General features: G+C 70.2%; 18 protein-coding genes, 1 pseudogene and 1 riboswitch. Of the genes and pseudogenes, 11 read left to right on the top strand and 8 right to left on the bottom strand.

Features of this window, described 5'->3' with window-relative positions; all coding sequences use genetic code 11:
* A pseudogene (locus ACFOX0_RS21310) lies at positions 1-478 on the top strand (pirin family protein); the annotation flags it as partial.
* Between the two features lie 61 nt (positions 479-539).
* Here ACFOX0_RS21310 and ACFOX0_RS21305 read toward each other — a convergent pair.
* Positions 540-968 (bottom strand): nuclear transport factor 2 family protein, encoded by a 429-nt coding sequence (locus tag ACFOX0_RS21305; RefSeq protein ID WP_377548731.1) that lies wholly within the window; start codon positions 966-968, stop codon positions 540-542.
* A 135-nt stretch (positions 969-1,103) separates the two neighbouring features.
* Here ACFOX0_RS21305 and ACFOX0_RS21300 point away from each other — a divergent pair, with 135 nt between their 5' ends.
* The gene (locus ACFOX0_RS21300) at positions 1,104-1,703 is read left to right on the top strand and encodes a TetR/AcrR family transcriptional regulator (protein ID WP_377548728.1); all 600 of its coding nucleotides are present in this window, start codon (positions 1,104-1,106) and stop codon (positions 1,701-1,703) included.
* Positions 1,704-1,721: 18 nt separating this feature from the next.
* On the opposite strand, the gene ACFOX0_RS21295 is transcribed toward ACFOX0_RS21300, so the two are convergent.
* Positions 1,722-2,018, bottom strand: coding sequence for an MTH1187 family thiamine-binding protein (locus tag ACFOX0_RS21295; protein WP_377548725.1), 297 nt, complete (start codon positions 2,016-2,018; stop codon positions 1,722-1,724).
* Positions 2,019-2,294: 276 nt separating this feature from the next.
* Here ACFOX0_RS21295 and ACFOX0_RS21290 point away from each other — a divergent pair, with 276 nt between their 5' ends.
* Complete coding sequence (locus ACFOX0_RS21290; protein ID WP_377548723.1) at positions 2,295-2,564, top strand: hypothetical protein; 270 nt, start codon at positions 2,295-2,297, stop codon at positions 2,562-2,564.
* Between the two features lie 65 nt (positions 2,565-2,629).
* Here ACFOX0_RS21290 and ACFOX0_RS21285 read toward each other — a convergent pair whose 3' ends face one another.
* Positions 2,630-2,866 (bottom strand): winged helix-turn-helix domain-containing protein, encoded by a 237-nt coding sequence (locus ACFOX0_RS21285; protein WP_377548763.1) that lies wholly within the window; start codon positions 2,864-2,866, stop codon positions 2,630-2,632.
* A 180-nt stretch (positions 2,867-3,046) separates the two neighbouring features.
* Between ACFOX0_RS21285 and ACFOX0_RS21280 the strand changes: the two genes are divergently transcribed.
* A complete protein-coding gene (locus tag ACFOX0_RS21280; RefSeq protein ID WP_377548721.1) occupies positions 3,047-3,295 on the top strand; it encodes a hypothetical protein in 249 nt (82 codons plus the stop codon).
* Positions 3,296-3,710: 415 nt separating this feature from the next.
* Here ACFOX0_RS21280 and ACFOX0_RS21275 read toward each other — a convergent pair whose 3' ends face one another.
* Both ACFOX0_RS21275 and ACFOX0_RS21270 read right to left on the bottom strand, forming a co-directional pair.
* Positions 3,711-3,998, bottom strand: coding sequence for a hypothetical protein (locus ACFOX0_RS21275; protein ID WP_377548718.1), 288 nt, complete (start codon positions 3,996-3,998; stop codon positions 3,711-3,713).
* A gap of 21 nt (positions 3,999-4,019) precedes the next feature.
* Complete coding sequence (locus tag ACFOX0_RS21270) at positions 4,020-4,475, bottom strand: hypothetical protein (RefSeq protein WP_377548715.1); 456 nt, start codon at positions 4,473-4,475, stop codon at positions 4,020-4,022.
* Between the two features lie 456 nt (positions 4,476-4,931).
* On the opposite strand from ACFOX0_RS21270, the gene ACFOX0_RS21265 reads away from it, so the two are divergent.
* The gene (locus ACFOX0_RS21265) at positions 4,932-5,219 is read left to right on the top strand and encodes a hypothetical protein (RefSeq protein ID WP_377548713.1); all 288 of its coding nucleotides are present in this window, start codon (positions 4,932-4,934) and stop codon (positions 5,217-5,219) included.
* Positions 5,220-5,378: 159 nt separating this feature from the next.
* Here ACFOX0_RS21265 and ACFOX0_RS21260 read toward each other — a convergent pair whose 3' ends face one another.
* The 3 genes from ACFOX0_RS21260 to ACFOX0_RS21250 are packed head-to-tail and all read right to left on the bottom strand — an operon-like array spanning position 5,379 to position 8,443.
* A complete protein-coding gene (locus ACFOX0_RS21260) occupies positions 5,379-6,179 on the bottom strand; it encodes an energy-coupling factor transporter transmembrane component T family protein (RefSeq protein ID WP_377548711.1) in 801 nt (266 codons plus the stop codon).
* On the bottom strand, positions 6,176-7,816 hold the full coding sequence (locus ACFOX0_RS21255; RefSeq protein ID WP_377548760.1) for an ABC transporter ATP-binding protein: 1,641 nt from the start codon (positions 7,814-7,816) through the stop codon (positions 6,176-6,178). The genes ACFOX0_RS21260 and ACFOX0_RS21255 overlap by 4 nt, the downstream gene beginning before the upstream one ends.
* Before the next feature lie 54 nt (positions 7,817-7,870).
* Complete coding sequence (locus tag ACFOX0_RS21250; RefSeq protein ID WP_377548708.1) at positions 7,871-8,443, bottom strand: ECF transporter S component; 573 nt, start codon at positions 8,441-8,443, stop codon at positions 7,871-7,873.
* Between the two features lie 75 nt (positions 8,444-8,518).
* Positions 8,519-8,624, bottom strand: a riboswitch (TPP riboswitch).
* 76 nt (positions 8,625-8,700) lie between these two features.
* Here ACFOX0_RS21250 and ACFOX0_RS21245 point away from each other — a divergent pair.
* From ACFOX0_RS21245 to ACFOX0_RS21220, 6 genes are all read left to right on the top strand, one after another.
* Positions 8,701-9,537, top strand: a complete 837-nt coding sequence (locus tag ACFOX0_RS21245; protein WP_377548705.1) for an alpha/beta fold hydrolase — start codon at positions 8,701-8,703, stop codon at positions 9,535-9,537.
* Between the two features lie 81 nt (positions 9,538-9,618).
* Positions 9,619-10,368 (top strand): sugar isomerase domain-containing protein, encoded by a 750-nt coding sequence (locus ACFOX0_RS21240; protein ID WP_377548702.1) that lies wholly within the window; start codon positions 9,619-9,621, stop codon positions 10,366-10,368.
* Positions 10,369-10,603: 235 nt separating this feature from the next.
* Positions 10,604-11,743, top strand: coding sequence for a hypothetical protein (locus ACFOX0_RS21235; RefSeq protein WP_377548699.1), 1,140 nt, complete (start codon positions 10,604-10,606; stop codon positions 11,741-11,743).
* Positions 11,744-11,763: 20 nt separating this feature from the next.
* Entirely contained in the window at positions 11,764-12,741 is a 978-nt protein-coding gene (locus ACFOX0_RS21230; RefSeq protein ID WP_377548696.1) for a radical SAM protein, read from the top strand.
* A complete protein-coding gene (locus tag ACFOX0_RS21225) occupies positions 12,738-13,547 on the top strand; it encodes an inositol monophosphatase family protein (protein WP_377548694.1) in 810 nt (269 codons plus the stop codon). The genes ACFOX0_RS21230 and ACFOX0_RS21225 overlap by 4 nt, the downstream gene beginning before the upstream one ends.
* The gene (locus ACFOX0_RS21220) at positions 13,544-14,161 is read left to right on the top strand and encodes a nucleotidyltransferase domain-containing protein (RefSeq protein WP_377548757.1); all 618 of its coding nucleotides are present in this window, start codon (positions 13,544-13,546) and stop codon (positions 14,159-14,161) included. Before ACFOX0_RS21225 ends, ACFOX0_RS21220 begins: the two co-directional genes overlap by 4 nt.
* The last annotated feature ends 2 nt before the right edge of the window (positions 14,162-14,163 follow it).

Genomic DNA, 14,163 nt, shown 5'->3' with positions numbered 1-14,163 from the left:
CCAGCGGATGAGCGCCGGCACCGGCATCCTGCACTCGGAGAAGAACGACTCCTGGCGCCTCGGCGGCGACCAGCACACCGACCCGGTCCACTTCGTCCAGATGTGGGTGGTCCCCGACGAGCCCGGCGTCGACCCCGGCTACGAACAGGTGGAGATCGACCGCGAGCTGCTGCGCGGCGGCCTGGTGCCGGTCGCCTCCGGGATGGACCGGCACGACGGCGAGGCGGCCATCCGGATCCGTAACCGGTACGCCGCGCTGCACGCCGCCCGGCTGCTGCCCGGCGCCGAGGTCACCCTCCCGGACGCGCCCTTCCTACACCTGTACGTCCCGACCGGCACCGTCGCGCTGGAGGATGCCGGCGAACTGACCGCCGGCGACGCGGCCCGGATCACCGCCGTCGGCGGTCAGCGGGTCACCGCGGTCGAGTCGGCCGAGGTCCTGGTCTGGGAGATGCACGCCGCCCTCAGCCCGGCCTAGGGCCTGGCGTCGAGTCGGTCGGCCCGGGACGTCTTTCGCGGGTGCGCAGACCGCCGCCGCCTCATGACAGCCGCGCCGCCTCAGCCTGCTGGGTCCCGGGGACGCGGGTGACCTGGTCGATCCGCCGGAGTCGGCCGTCCGGCGCCAGTTCGCCGAACATGTAGATCTCGGTGACGGTGGCCTTTCCGCCCAGCACTGCCGTCAGCGTGTAGCGGCCGGCCACCTGGGCGCCGGCCACCAGGGTCTGGTGGACGTCGACGCGGCAGTCGGTGATCTTGCCGCGCCGCACCTGCTTCCGTACCGGCCGGACATGGTCGAGCAGCCGCTGCCGGTCCAGCGGCAGTCCGTCGTTGTGCAGGACGAAGTCCGGCGTGTGGTACCTGTCCAGGATGGTTTCCGGTTCCTCCGCTCCGAACGCCATCTCCTGCGCATAGCTGGTCAGGTAGCCGGCGAGATCGTCGCCGGGGGTGAGGTCCGTCCTGGTGTCCATTCGGGTCCGTCCTTTCGTCGCCGGGTCGCTCGGGCACGTGACTGTCCCTGTAGACCCGGCACGTGACCGTCCGTAACGATGCTTAGCTCTGACAGCAGTGTCAAGGCTAAGCCTCGACACGTATCCTTGACAACCGTGTCGGACCTGACGTCACCCGGACGCTCACGCCGCCGCCGTTCCGAGGCCGGTCGCAGCATCGCCGCGATTCTCGACGCGGCGGTCCGGATCCTGGGCACGCGGCCGCAGGCCTCGGTTGACGATGTCGCCGCGGCGGCCGGGGTCTCCCGGCAGACCGTCTACGCCCACTTCGCCTCCCGCGACGCCCTGCTCGCCGCGGTGATCCGGCATCTCACCGAGGAGACGGTGGCCGCGATGGACGCCGCACGGCTCGACGAGGGCGCGGCGGCCGAGGCGGTCGTGCGGTTCTTTGACGCCAGTTGGCGCACGCTGGAGCGTTACCCGCTGCTGCTCACGATCGAGGGTCCAACGAGCCCGGAGGAGGACCGCGAGGTCCACCGCCCGGTGCTGGACCGGCTGGACCGGCTGGTCCGGCGCGGCCGGGATGCCGGCGAGTTCGATCGTGAGTTTCCCACCGAGTGGCTGGTTACCGCCGCCGTGGCCGTCGGCCATGCCGCAGGGGCAGAGGTCGCCGCCGGCCGGATGTCCACGGCCGAGGCCCGGAGCGTGGTACGGCGGAGCGTGCTGCGCCTGCTGGGTGCCGAGCCCGCCAGGTGAGTGACGAACCCCGGTGGTTCAGCCCTCGGCCAGTCGGGCCTCGACGTGCGCGACCTTGGCGGTCAACGCGTCCGTGACGCCGGGCCGGACGTCGGCCTTGAGCACCACGCTGACCCGGGGTGCCCGCTCGGCGACCACGTCGACCGCCCGTTTCACCACCGCCATCACCTCGTCCCACTCACCCTCGACCGTGGTGAACATGGCATCGGTCCGGTTCGGCAGGCCGGACTCGCGGACCACCCGTACCGCCTCGGCGACCAGGTCGCCCACCGATTCGCCGACGCCGAGCGGAGTCACCGAGAACGCGATCAGCATGCCGTCGATGGTCGCACAGGACCGGTCGGTAATTCGGCTGCGCGGGCCAGGGCCGGTGGGCTAGCCTCACCGGTATGCGTAACTGACGCCCGTTCCTCATCCGAGCCGGCCCGCCGCCTTCGACGCGCGGGGCCGAGCGCTCCGGGCGTCCGCACATCCCGTCTGCTCCTCGCATCGGCGGGTACCCGTTTCGGCGTCGCCCGGGGGAGTCCCTTTCCCATGTAGCCGCCGATCGCTGTCGCGAGGCGGTTCCCCGAGCAGCGAAGGAGGCAGCGGATGGCTGCCAAGCGCACATCCCGTAACGGCACGCGCCGTACCGGTGGCCGGCCGGCCGTGACCGTGGACCGGCAGGACCTGGATTCCATCGAACTGGCCGCGCCGGTCGACGTACCGGTGCCGGGCGCCGCCACCGCCGACGCCGGCTCGCCCGACGGCCGCAAACCGGCCGCCGGCAAGGGTCCCCGGACCGGTCGCGGCGGCCTCCCCGGCGTCGGCCGCACCCAGGCCGCGACCCAGACCCGCCGGTACGCCTTCCGCCGCAGCTGACAAACAGGTACGCCTGGGGTCGTTCCGTTCGGGGACGGCCCCAGGCGTCGTCCGCCAGGTCCAGCCTATTCAGCGACGAAGACGCCCACGCCGGGGAGTGTTTCGGTCATCCCTTTGATCCGAAGAACCTGCATGGCGCGGTCGATCACCGGCTCGGTGACCTCGTAGTGCTCGATCAACTCTCGCCGGCTGGGCAGCTTGGCGCCGGGCGAGAACTCGCCGGAAGCGATGCGTTCGGCGAGGTCGTCGGCGATCTGCTCGTAGCGGTAGCGCGGTGGCACGGTGTTCCCCTCGGTTGGCATCACGAGTAGACCACCTACACCAGCCCTTGACTACCCAACGGTACCTGTGGGGGCTTGCTCGGGAGGTCGTTCCCCTCGGTTGGCGCTGTCGGGGTCGTCCTCGTCGGGCGTGGGTGCCTGAGCGAACCCGACGTACGGGCACCCACGCCTCCGGACAACTGCGGCACAAGGGAGGAACGAATGATCCTGTCGACCAGGTCGTCCCGGCGACTGCTGTTCCGAGCGCGGTACGGCCGCCCCGCCCGGCGACTCTCCCACGACGAGTACGTCCTGGCCGTCGCCTTCAACCTCGCGCGCCTGCACCGGCCGGTCTGGTCCTTACGGCGATGGCGCCGGGTGTGTCGGTGCGGCGCGGACCTGCCGTGCCGGAGCCGCTACCTCGTACCGGTCAACCACGGCCACTGGCCCAGCCAGGGAAGCCAGCGATGATGGTCCGCCGGCCGTCGACGCCGGCCCGGACGTGAGGTGGCGGGTCACGTTGAGCGTGCTACGCCCTGGTGACGAGAAGTTCCACTACAGCGACAGCTCGCACAAGTGGATCCCGCCTGATCCCGACTATGACCAGCAGGCATGGGACGAGCAGGTTCGCCAGCACCAACAACAACACCTGCTTTTCGAGCGGCCCAGGCGAGTCCGCCGGGTGCCGGGTAACCGGCGGCGGTGTTGATCCCCTACCCGCAGTGGGTGTCGTTCCTGATGAACGGCCGAGCCGTCACGTGGGCGCAGTTGACCTACTTTCCCGCGCTGACGGTCACGCTCGCCGTCGTGGCGGCGGCCGGGGCTGGCGACCGTCGCGGCGCGGCTAGTCCGGCCGCGGTCGGGCGAGCCTGGCGAGCGCCTCGGTTCAGGCCGCGCAGCGCTCTTGCGGGATGGCCGCCGGTAGAGCGTGCGCCTCGTACTGAGGGCGCAGTTCGTTGAGGAGCGAGGCGCGGAGCACGGACTTCGAGAGTAGTGCGGTTCCCTCACCCAGCGCGTCCATGTCAGTCTCGTCAATGGCGGTGGAAGGCCGGGCAAGGATGCGATCGATAAGCTCGCGGAGCTGTGCCGCCCTGAGACGGACCTCCATGTCGTTCGGCTGAAGGTGGCGTCCGGTTGGCCGGGGTGCCGGACGAAGCTCAAACTCGATGATCATTTCATCCCCTTAGGACGCTGACTACTTGTTGCGGCACCGATGGATCAGCGGTGCGACCAGCAGGTACATAAGGCTGAAAAGCAGCACGCTGCCACCGGTGATGGCTGACAGGGTGATACGAGTGCTGTCGGAGGCTTCTGTGGTCAGCGCCAGCGGAAGCACAAAGGCGCCGACGGCTATCAGGGCGATGAGGACCACCGTGCCGGTCCTACCCGCGTCCCGGCCGGCCTCGGCCAGACCGAGGCGGAGGTCAACCCACTCCCGGATGCGTAACTTGACGGTCGTGTTGGACGAATCGGAGTGAGCGGCCGTCACGGAGGCCTCCGTCGGCACTTCGGCAGCGGCGAGAACAACTTCGTCACCTGGCGGCAACTCTATGTGCCTGGAAGAGGCCAACCTGCCTCCACCGGATGGCAGGGCCTGCTGCGGGTCGGATGATCCGGCGAGGTCCAGTTCCTGGTCGTGCTCTTTCCGCATCGTGCTCTGCTCCGCCCTCGGGTTACAGAAGGTGACGCTTGGGGGTGTCAACGTACCCTCTCGGCCCGTGTGACCGCTACATCCTGTGCAAGGAAAGTAAGCATGATTGCTGCATGAAGGTGTGGCCTTCGTTACAAGTAACGATCACATGTTACAAGGTCGCTTACCAAGGAGCTGAACCAGCGATGAATTTGATACGTGCTATCTAGCGAAGGACCGGGCTGACCTCTGGCGCCTCGTGCAACCGGATGAAAGCATGGGCTCTTACAGTACGGAGGTACTGCTTCTAGATGGCTACTGAGAGGTATATAGTCACGATGGTTAGATGCACATGTTACGTTAAGTAGTCAACTACTGAAGGTGGTTGACTACTCTACGTATCGTCGCAACGCTCACCAGGAGGGGGCGCGAGCTATGGCGAGGACGGACGTCCTTGGAACTCGGTCGGGTAATTTGGTGGCCTCGGATTCGTCGGCAAAGAAAGGTGCGGCGGTTGGCCCCCCGGCGGATACGCCGGAGGGTACGCATGGCGGAAGTGGTCTGACGAGGGTCACCGTCAACCTCAACCGCCAGGCGATCCAGGCCCTGGAGCAGATCAGTGCCGACACCGGATACAGCAAGACGGACACGATCAATCGCGCTTTGCAGGTCTACGCGATCGTGAACGAGATCATGCAGCGCGATGCGGGCGTGCTCCGGGTGAAGCATCAGGATGGCGAGTTGGAGCGAATCCACATCGTCTGATCCACGCGTAACGGGTAGCCCGGGGAGCACACCCCCGGGCTACCCGGCCCACGGAGCCAAGCCCAGGAGGACGACTCCGGGCGCTAACGGAGAGTATTTTTAACATCTCTCTAAGTCAATGGATGCGCAAAGTTCCGACAGAGCTACTTTCGGATTGTGCTATCCGGTGATCGGGCGGAAGACGTCCAGGGCGATGCTGACCGTCAGGGCGGCGCCGGCCAGTAGGGTCGCGCCGGCAATCAGGGCCGCGTCGGCGGGGGTGAATCGCTGGACCCGGGCCACGCTGCGGGGCAGGCCCGAGTCGAAGCCGCGGGCGTCCATCGCGGTGGCCAGCCGGGTGCCCCGCCGGATCGCCCCGACCAGCAAGGTGAACCCGGTGGAGACGAAGAGCCGCAGCGCGGCCACCGGGTTGCGGCCGGCGTCCACCCCGCGCGCCCGGCGGGCCATGCTGATCATCTGCCATTCCTGGCCGAGCAGCGGCACCAGCCGGAACGCGGCGAGGGTGCCGATGGCGAATCGGGCCGGCGCCTTCACGTTCTGGATCAGCGCGTCGGCCAGGTCGGTCGGGTCGGTGCCGGCGAACACGAGCACGCCCGGCAGCGCCACCGCGATGATCCGCAGGCCCAGGCCGAGCGCGGTGGTCAGCACGCCGGTGGTCACCACCACCGGACCGGCGGTGGCCAGCACGGTGCCGGACCGGTCGGCGGCGAACAGCAGCAGGCTCACCGTCACGCCGAGCGCGCTGAGCAGCAACGGCCAGGCCATCCTCCGCAGCGTCCGGTAGCGCACCCCGAACAGCGGCAGCACCGCCAGTTCCACGGCGATGGCGACGGCCGGCGTGACCGGGTCGAGCGTGGCGATCACGGCCAGCGAGAAGACCAGCGCGGCGGCGACCTTGGCGACCGGGTTGCGCCGGGCCAGCGGTGCCGTACCGCTCGGGGCGGTGGCGAGGTCGATCACGACCGCCCCCGCGCCGTACCGCCGGGGGATCGGCCACGGGCGGCGCGCGAGCCGCCGTCGGTGGCCGGCGCGGCAACCACGGTGGGCGTCGGGTCCGTGCCGGCCGGGCGGTCCAGCGTGAGGCGGCGGTCGGCCAGGGCGGCGACGAAATCGGCGTCGTGGGTGACGGTGACGATGCCGTGGCCGGCGGCGCGCAGCTCGGCGAAAAACTCGACGAGTTCCCGCCAGGTCCGCCGGTCCTGGCCGAACGTCGGCTCGTCGCAGACCAGCAGGCGGGGCGCCGTGGCCAACGCCGTCGCCACGCTCAGCCGCCGCGCCTCACCCCCGGACAGGGTGTACGGGTTGGCGCCGGCCAACCGGTCCAACCGCAGCCGGGTCAGCAACTCGTCGACGGTGGTCCGGACCGCCTCCTCGGGCCGGCCGGTGCGGCGGGGGCCGAGCGCCAACTCGTCGAAGACCGTGCCGGTGACGAACTGGTGTTCGGGATTCTGGAACACCGACCCGATCCGACGGGCCAGCGCCGGTGCCCGCCAGCGGTGCGGTGGCGTACCGGCGTCCCGACCGGCCAGGGCCGGGCTCGCCGACACCCGGCCGGTCCCGGGCCTGAGCAGGCCGCCCAGCAGCAACGCGAGAGTCGACTTGCCGGCGCCGTTCGGGCCCAGCACGGCGAGCGCCTCGCCGGCCCGTACCGTCAGATCGGTCGGCGCCAGCCGGCCCGGCAGGCCGACCCGGCCGGCGGTGATCAACACCTCGCCCGGTGCCGCCGCGATCGGGTGGGCGGCGGCCCGGCCGTCGGGGCCGGGGTGCCCGTGCTGGCCCCGGATGTCGGTGCCCGGGCGGTCCGGGACCCGGGCGCCCGGGCCGGCCCGGCGGGGAACCCGGACGCCGGTGCCTGGCTGATCAGGTACCCAGACGCCCGCGGCGGCGAGGGCGGCGCCGTGCTCGGTGAAGACGGTGTCGGGCGGGCCGTCGGCCCGGACGCCGCCGCCGGGTTCCAGCACGACCACCCGGTCGACCAGCGGCAACGCCTCGGTGACCCGGTGCTCGACCAGGATCAGCGTGGTGTCCGGGGCGAGCGCCCCGGCGATCGCCGCGCGGACCAGGGCGGCGCCGGCCGGGTCGAGGTTGGCGGTCGGTTCGTCCAGCAGCAGCAGGCCCGGTCGCGGCGCGAGCGCGCCGGCCAGCGCGAGCCGCTGCTGTTCGCCGCCGGAGAGCGCCACGGTGGGCCGGTCCCGGCGGTACGGGAAGCCGACCCGGCGCAGCGCCTCGTCCACCCGGGGCCAGATCCGCTCGGTCGACAGCCCGCGGTTCTCCAGCCCGAACGCCACGTCGTCGCCGGCCCGGCTCATCACGAGTTGGGTCTGCGGGTCCTGGAAGACGATGCCGACCCGGTCCCGGGCCGCCCGCGGGTCGAGCCCGTCGATCTCGACGGTGCCCTCCCGCTCGCCCGAGTCCTCGGCGAGCAGGCCGGCCAGTGCCGCCAGCAACGTCGACTTCCCGGCTCCGGACGGGCCCAGCAACAGCACCCGCTCCCCGGCGTCGATCCGCAGGTCGACGCCCCGGCAGGCCCAGGCCCGTCGGCGCGCGTGCCGCCAGCCGAACCCGCTGACCCGTACCCGCCCGGTGGGCCTGACCATGAGATGGGTGGCGGGTCCCGTCCCCCACCCCATGATCGACTCAGCCATCGGGGGTCAGACCGTGGGGCGGGTACGGGCGGCGGGGAAACGGTCCAGGACGCCGGTGTCGGCCAGGGCGCGGGTCAGGGCGACCCCGCCGAGACCGGCGATCACCACGGAGCTGACCACGACGATCGCGATGTACGGTATGCCGAAGCTGGTCCACGAGTTGCCGACGTACCAGACGAGCATGTCGTAGACGGCGGCGGCCAGCCCGGCCAGCGCGGCCGACAGCAGCGCCACCGGCAGCCGGTACGACCGGTACGCGAACAGGGCGAAGCCCAGCTCGGCGCCGAGCGCCTCCAGTGGCCCCTGCACCACGATGGTCCAACCCCAGCTCGTGCCCAGCGCCACCGAGACCAGGGCGGCCACGGTCAGGGTGAAGAAGGCGGCTCCCGGCTTGCGGACGACCAGCGCGCCGAGCACCCCCGGTACCAGCCACATGCCGTAGATGGCCGCCCGACCGGGCAGCGGGATCGCCTCGGCGGGGCCGTTCCACAGCACGCCCCAGGCCCAGAAGATGACGCCGAACGCGACGCCGAGCACCGCCGCCACGACGATGTCCACGGTGCGCCAACGGTTGTTCACGATGTTGCCTCCCAGTTCTCGTACGAACCAGGCAAGACGCACGCCGCGTCCGGTTTGTCACCGGAACACGGCGCGGCTGGAGGTCGACCGAACTCCCTGCGCTGGCATTACCCAGATCAGGTTCGAGGGTCTGCGGTCGTCGACCGCACTCTCAGCGCTGTGCGCTCCCCTGTCGGATGTGAAGTTGTTCCGCAGACGCTAGCACTGACCTGCGCCGGGAGACCAGCGCGGACCGGGCGTGGGTAGGGTGATGTGTCATGCCCCTCAACCTGACGCCGATCGACGCCCGTGGCCTGACGTTCGACGTGGCGGCCGCCGGCCCCGAGGACGGTCCGGCGGCGCTGCTGCTGCACGGCTTCCCGCAGCACGCCGGCGAGTGGGACGCGGTGGTCCCGGCCCTGCACGCCGCCGGGCTGCGCACCTACGCGCCGAACCAGCGGGGTTACTCGCCGGGCGCCCGACCGGCCGCGGTCGAGGACTACCGGCTGGCCGAGTGCGTGGCCGACGCGCTGGCGGTGCTGGACGCGCTGGGGGTGGACGCCGCGCACCTGGTCGGTCACGACTGGGGCGCCATCGTCGCCTGGGCCCTGGCCGCCCGGCACCCCGAGCGGGTGCGCACCCTGACCGCGGTGTCCGTGCCGCACCCGACGGCCTTCGCGCACGCCATCTCGACCGACGCCGAGCAGCGCGAACGCTCGTCGTACATGCGGTTGTTCCGGGAGCCGGGCAAGGCCGAGCACGTGCTGCTGGCCGACGACGCGGCGGCGCTGCGCGGGGTGCTGGCCGGGGTCGGCGCGGGCCGGGTCGACACGTACGCCGCGCCGCTGCGCGAGCCGGGCGCGCTCACCGCCGCCCTGAACTGGTACCGGGCGATGTCCGCCGAGGAGATGGCCGGCACCGGCCCGGTCACCGTGCCCACCACGTACGTCTGGAGCGACGGCGACGTGGCGGTCGGCCGGTTCGCCGCCGAGGCGTGCGCCGCCCACGTGACCGGCGACTACCGGTTCGTCGCGCTGGCCGGGGTGACGCACTGGATCCCGGACGAGGCGCCGGCCGCGCTCGCCGAGGCGATCCTGGCCCGGATCGCCGACTGACCGGCCACACAACCGATGAGTCCCGCGATCGATGAGCCCGGAGACTGGTGAGCCCGGAATCGACGAGCAAGGAGTCCTCAGATGACGTTGACCCCCGAGAACTACCTGGACGTGGTCACCGCGACCATGCGGCGGGTGTCGGACAGCCAGCGGGACGCGGTGCGCCGGGCCGCCGACCTGATCCTCGCCGCGCTGCGGGCCGACGGGATCGTGCACGCCTTCGGCACCGGGCACTCCGAGGCGCTGGCGATGGAGATCGCCGGCCGGGCCGGTGGCCTGGTGCCGACCAACCGGATCGCCCTGCGGGACGTGGTGCTCTTCGGCGACGAGCCGGCCAGCGTGCTCGGCGACAAACTGGAACGCGACCCGGCGGTGGCCCGCCGGGTGCTCGACCTGGCCCCGGTACGCCCGGCCGACGTGTTCGTGATCGCCTCGAACTCGGGCGTGAACGGCGCGCTCGTCGAGTTCGCCTCGCTGGTCAAGGAGCGCGACCACCCGTTGATCGCGATCACCTCCCGGGAGCACTCGGCGCGGGTGGACTCCCGCCACCCGTCCGGCCGCAAGCTCACCGACTTCGCCGACGTGGTGCTGGACAACGGCGCCCCGTACGGCGACGCCACCCTGGATCTGCCCGGCGGGGGCGCGGTGGGCGCGGTCTCCTCGATCACCGCGGCGTTGTTGGCCCAGCAGATCGTGGTGGAGGTGGTGGGCCGGCTGGTCGACGCCGGCGAGGTGCCACCGGTCTACCTGTCGGCCAACGTCCCGGCCGGCGACGAGCACAATCGGATCTTGGAGGAGCGGTACGCCGGCCGCATCCGCCGGGGCGCCTGACCGGCGCCGGATGGCTGTCATTGGCTGAACGGCCCGGCCCGGACCGCCGAACTCCGTGGCCGGGCGATCAACGTTCCGCACTCCCGCTGCGAAGCCGCGGGCGCCGTGTCTGATCGGCTGGCAGCACTGGCTCCTCGGCCACTTACCGGTGTCGGAGCACGACCGGCAGAATCGCTGCAATGTGATCATTCTTCGCGCCGATCCACTGATGGGTAGGAGGACCCAGGTGCACGCGGTGACTGCGATTCTTCTGTTGTTGGCAGGCGGTTTGCTGGCCTATTTCGGGGAACGGATCGGTGCGCTGGCGATCGAGCGGGCGGCCCGCATCCGGGCTCATCCGACAAGCTTCAGCGATCATTTCCGGGGCCTGCGTTCCAGCGGGACGGACTATTTGGCGTACACGCTCACAGCCCGTCCGCACCTGCCGTTGACGGACGTGCTGTACTTCGAGCTGATCCGCTACCTGCTTCGCGAGAACCGTGTGCAGGCCGTGCTCATCACCATCTGGTGGCCGCGTACGGTGGCGCCGAAAAAGTCGGACGAGGGCGAGCGTCGACTCGACGAGACAATTCCCTACGTGCGATATATCCGGCACCTGGAGACCGAGTTCCTGGAGCGGCTCGAGTTCCTGCACCAGTTCGCCGACGGCGAAGAGACCAGCCACACTGACAGTCGCCGGATCCCCGGAGACGCCGGATTGCCCGACATCTTCTGGTCCGCGCTGAAGCAACTCACCAGCAGGGAGTACTACTCCTGGGTGCGGAACCTCGGGGTTCCCGCCCGGCGCTTACGCCACCTCAACCGGGCTCGCCCGGGCGACCAGGTCCTCGAGGGACTCGTGGCGCACACGATCCACAATTCCCGACTGGCGCCGGTCGTCGTCGAGCGGCTTCGGCGACTCGGCCCACGATACGGCTCCGAACTCGTACTCAGCGTGCTCTTCTGGGAGTTGGAGGTGGACCGACTCGCGGTCTACTACGAGCTGTACGACGAGCAGAAGAACCAGCCGTCCGCTATCCGTTTCACCCTCAATCCGATCGCCGGTCGAACGATCCGTACGTCGCTGCGACGAGCGAGTGACAACCACACCCCGGGGGTCGCCCTGTCGCTCGCCAAGTCGTCGGCCACCCAGGTCGAGCGGCTCAGCCGGCTTACCCGCGGCGAGGCTGCCGCCTACGTCCGGGCACTGACCACGGTTCTGACCCTGAACTACGGCCTCGACGTCGGGCGGGGGCGGTGGGCCTCGGAGGCGGTCAACCGGCTCAACGAGTGGAAGACCGCGGAGCGGGTCTCCCGGTTGCCCCGGCTGAACAGAAGGCAGCTTCAGCTCATGTTCCTGATGGACGAGTGGCGGCGGCGATGGCCGACCAAGTGAACTCCTCCCGACCCGGATCCATGAGCGCTCCCGCGCGGCCGTCGGACCGTGTCGACGCCGGGCGGTGGTGGGATGTGGCGGAGGCTTCGTCCGATGCCGTGGCGTCGGAGGCTGCGTTCGTCGGCCGGTACTGCCGGGGCAAGATTTTCCTTTTCGTGCCGAACGTCTGCGACGCCGAATGCCGCTTCTGCTACGTCAGCCCGGCTCGGGTCAGCACGGCTCGACTCTCGGCGGGAGTGCTGCGGCGAACGGTGGACCTGATGGCCGAGCTCCGGCACTGCGGTCTCCGCGAGGTTCGGATAACGGGTGGCGAGCCGTTCGTCTTCGAGAATCTGGTGGATCTGGTGACCGCGCTGCGGACGGCGGACCTCGACTACACCGTACTGACGAACGGCATCCGACTGCCGAGGGCGGTGCCCTGGTTGCTCGCCACCAGGCCGTTGAAGATCACCGTCAGCGTGCACAGCCTGCGTCGCGCGGATCAGGTCTTCGGCCGTCCGGTCATGATCGAACAAACCGTCGCGGCGATTGCCGCGCTGGCGGCGGCCGGTATCGGCGTGAGTGCCACAGTCGTCTGCCTGCCCGACGTCATCGCCGAGATACCGGAGACGCTGGCCCGGCTGTACCGAGCCGGCGTGCGGGAGTACAAACTTATCCATGCGAACGACAGTCGGTACCGGGTCGGGATCGAGACGTTCCGGGCCGTCGCGGAGCGGGCCCGGGAGGCCCTGCCCCCGGACAGCCGGCTCAGGTTCTCCGACACGGCGGAAACGTCCTGTCTCCTCACCCGGCAGGGGGAGCTCTCCGTCGCACTGCCGAGATTCGAGTGGAGCTCGTGTTGCGCGACCGTGGGCGAAACCTCTCTCGGGACCGCGACGACCCGACGGGAGTTCGGCCGGGTGACCCTTGCCCTGCGTGAGCAGCTCTCCGGGATCATCGGTCTACCCTGCAGCAATCAGGGCTTCTGTCCAATTGCGTTGACGGAGTTGGAAAAGTGAGCCAGGCCCAGCCCGTGTTGTCATCGGTCGCCGATCTCATGCTTCTCGTCGGGGAACACATCCGGCGGTCGCTCGCCACCCAGCTGCACGTCAGGGGTTCCGACGGCACCGTGGTGACCAACGTCGACCTGGAAGCGGACGCGATGATCAGGCGCGGGCTGGAGGCCCTCACTCCCGCCGTCACGATCTTCACCGAGGAGGCATCGCCGCGCCTCACCGGTAGCGACTCGCGCTGGGTGGTGGATCCGGTCGATGGTACGCAGAATCTGGTTATCGGACTTCCGCTGGTCGGTTCCAGTGTGGCCCTGATGGACAAGGAGGGCCACTGCCTGCTGGCGGTCGCGGCCGATCCGGTGGGCGGCCGGGTCCTGGCGGCCGACAGCGACACCGTCTATTCGCAGTCCTGGGCTGGTGGTGGACTGAAGCCGCTCACGCCGGACGAGCTGCCCCGAGCGGAGGGAGTCCGCCGGTTGGCCCTGTTGCGGGGGAACTCCCTCGCCCGCGCTGACGCCGAGTTCTCCCGGCTCAACCAACAGCTGTCGTTACGGGTGAGCCGGGTCCTGCAGACCCGTAGTCCGATTGTCGACTTGTTCCTGTTGGCCAACGGTGGCCTGGATGCCCTGGTCTGCCTCGGTTGTGACGGCTTCGAGATGCCGGCCGTGGTGCATCTGGCCCAGCGCCTGGGTCTGCCCCTGACACCCGGCCCGATCGACGGCGAGGGCGCCTGGGGGCATCCCTTCTCCTATCTGATCTGCCATCCCGCGAACCGGAAGGAACTGGTGGAGCTCACCGGTTGGCGACCATGATCGGCGCCGTTCTCCCGTCCGAGGCCGTCGACGACCGGACGGCGCTGCTGCGGGGTGCGCTCCGCGGCGTTCGGGCGAGGTGGCGGACGCCGCATGCGATCGTGTACGGCAGCGTTCTGCGTGCGGACTTCGGTCCGGCGTCCGACGTCGACATCCTCGTCGTTGACGATGATCTGAATGAGCCGTTCCGGTCGATGTTCCACTTCGCCGGTAAGGCGGTGTCGGTCAACCTGGTCCCCACCCGCGCGATCTTCGCGGATGCCGGCCGGCTCACCTATGGCGGCTATTACGCGGCGAAGTTCGCGCTCCCCGCAGTCGCGATGTCGTACCGGTCGGCGGCGGTCGTGAGTCGAAGTCGGGATCTCCTCATGCACACCAGTACGGGCGCCACCTCGCCCGCACAGGCGGCGGTGCGGCTCTTTCCGGCCTACCGCGCGTTCCTGTCCACCAGGCTGATGCGATCGGCCCGGCGTCGGATCCAAGGAGCCCTGACCCCGGACGAACAAGTGCTCCTGGCCCGGTTCCGAGCCGAGGGGCGACGGATGCACGCCTCGGATCCGGGATGGTGGCGCCGCTACAAGACACGTACCGGGATTCCCGAGAGCTGGGACTGACG

The organism is Micromonospora zhanjiangensis, from assembly GCF_042650605.1.
Classification (GTDB): domain Bacteria; phylum Actinomycetota; class Actinomycetes; order Mycobacteriales; family Micromonosporaceae; genus Micromonospora_J; species Micromonospora_J zhanjiangensis.
Note: the sequence above shows the minus strand (reverse complement) of the source record. Positions and strands in the feature narration are given on the sequence as shown.

Coding starts and splice junctions, on each gene's coding strand:
- ACFOX0_RS21305 (WP_377548731.1), bottom strand. CDS start 968: ATGGACACCAGGACGGACCTCACCCCCGGCGACGATCTCGCCGGCTAC.
- ACFOX0_RS21295 (WP_377548725.1), bottom strand. CDS start 2,018: ATGCTGATCGCGTTCTCGGTGACTCCGCTCGGCGTCGGCGAATCGGTG.
- ACFOX0_RS21290 (WP_377548723.1), top strand. CDS start 2,295: ATGGCTGCCAAGCGCACATCCCGTAACGGCACGCGCCGTACCGGTGGC.
- ACFOX0_RS21285 (WP_377548763.1), bottom strand. CDS start 2,866: ATGCCAACCGAGGGGAACACCGTGCCACCGCGCTACCGCTACGAGCAG.
- ACFOX0_RS21280 (WP_377548721.1), top strand. CDS start 3,047: ATGATCCTGTCGACCAGGTCGTCCCGGCGACTGCTGTTCCGAGCGCGG.
- ACFOX0_RS21275 (WP_377548718.1), bottom strand. CDS start 3,998: ATGATCATCGAGTTTGAGCTTCGTCCGGCACCCCGGCCAACCGGACGC.
- ACFOX0_RS21270 (WP_377548715.1), bottom strand. CDS start 4,475: ATGCGGAAAGAGCACGACCAGGAACTGGACCTCGCCGGATCATCCGAC.
- ACFOX0_RS21255 (WP_377548760.1), bottom strand. CDS start 7,816: ATGGTCAGGCCCACCGGGCGGGTACGGGTCAGCGGGTTCGGCTGGCGG.
- ACFOX0_RS21245 (WP_377548705.1), top strand. CDS start 8,701: ATGCCCCTCAACCTGACGCCGATCGACGCCCGTGGCCTGACGTTCGAC.
- ACFOX0_RS21240 (WP_377548702.1), top strand. CDS start 9,619: ATGACGTTGACCCCCGAGAACTACCTGGACGTGGTCACCGCGACCATG.
- ACFOX0_RS21230 (WP_377548696.1), top strand. CDS start 11,764: ATGAGCGCTCCCGCGCGGCCGTCGGACCGTGTCGACGCCGGGCGGTGG.
- ACFOX0_RS21220 (WP_377548757.1), top strand. CDS start 13,544: ATGATCGGCGCCGTTCTCCCGTCCGAGGCCGTCGACGACCGGACGGCG.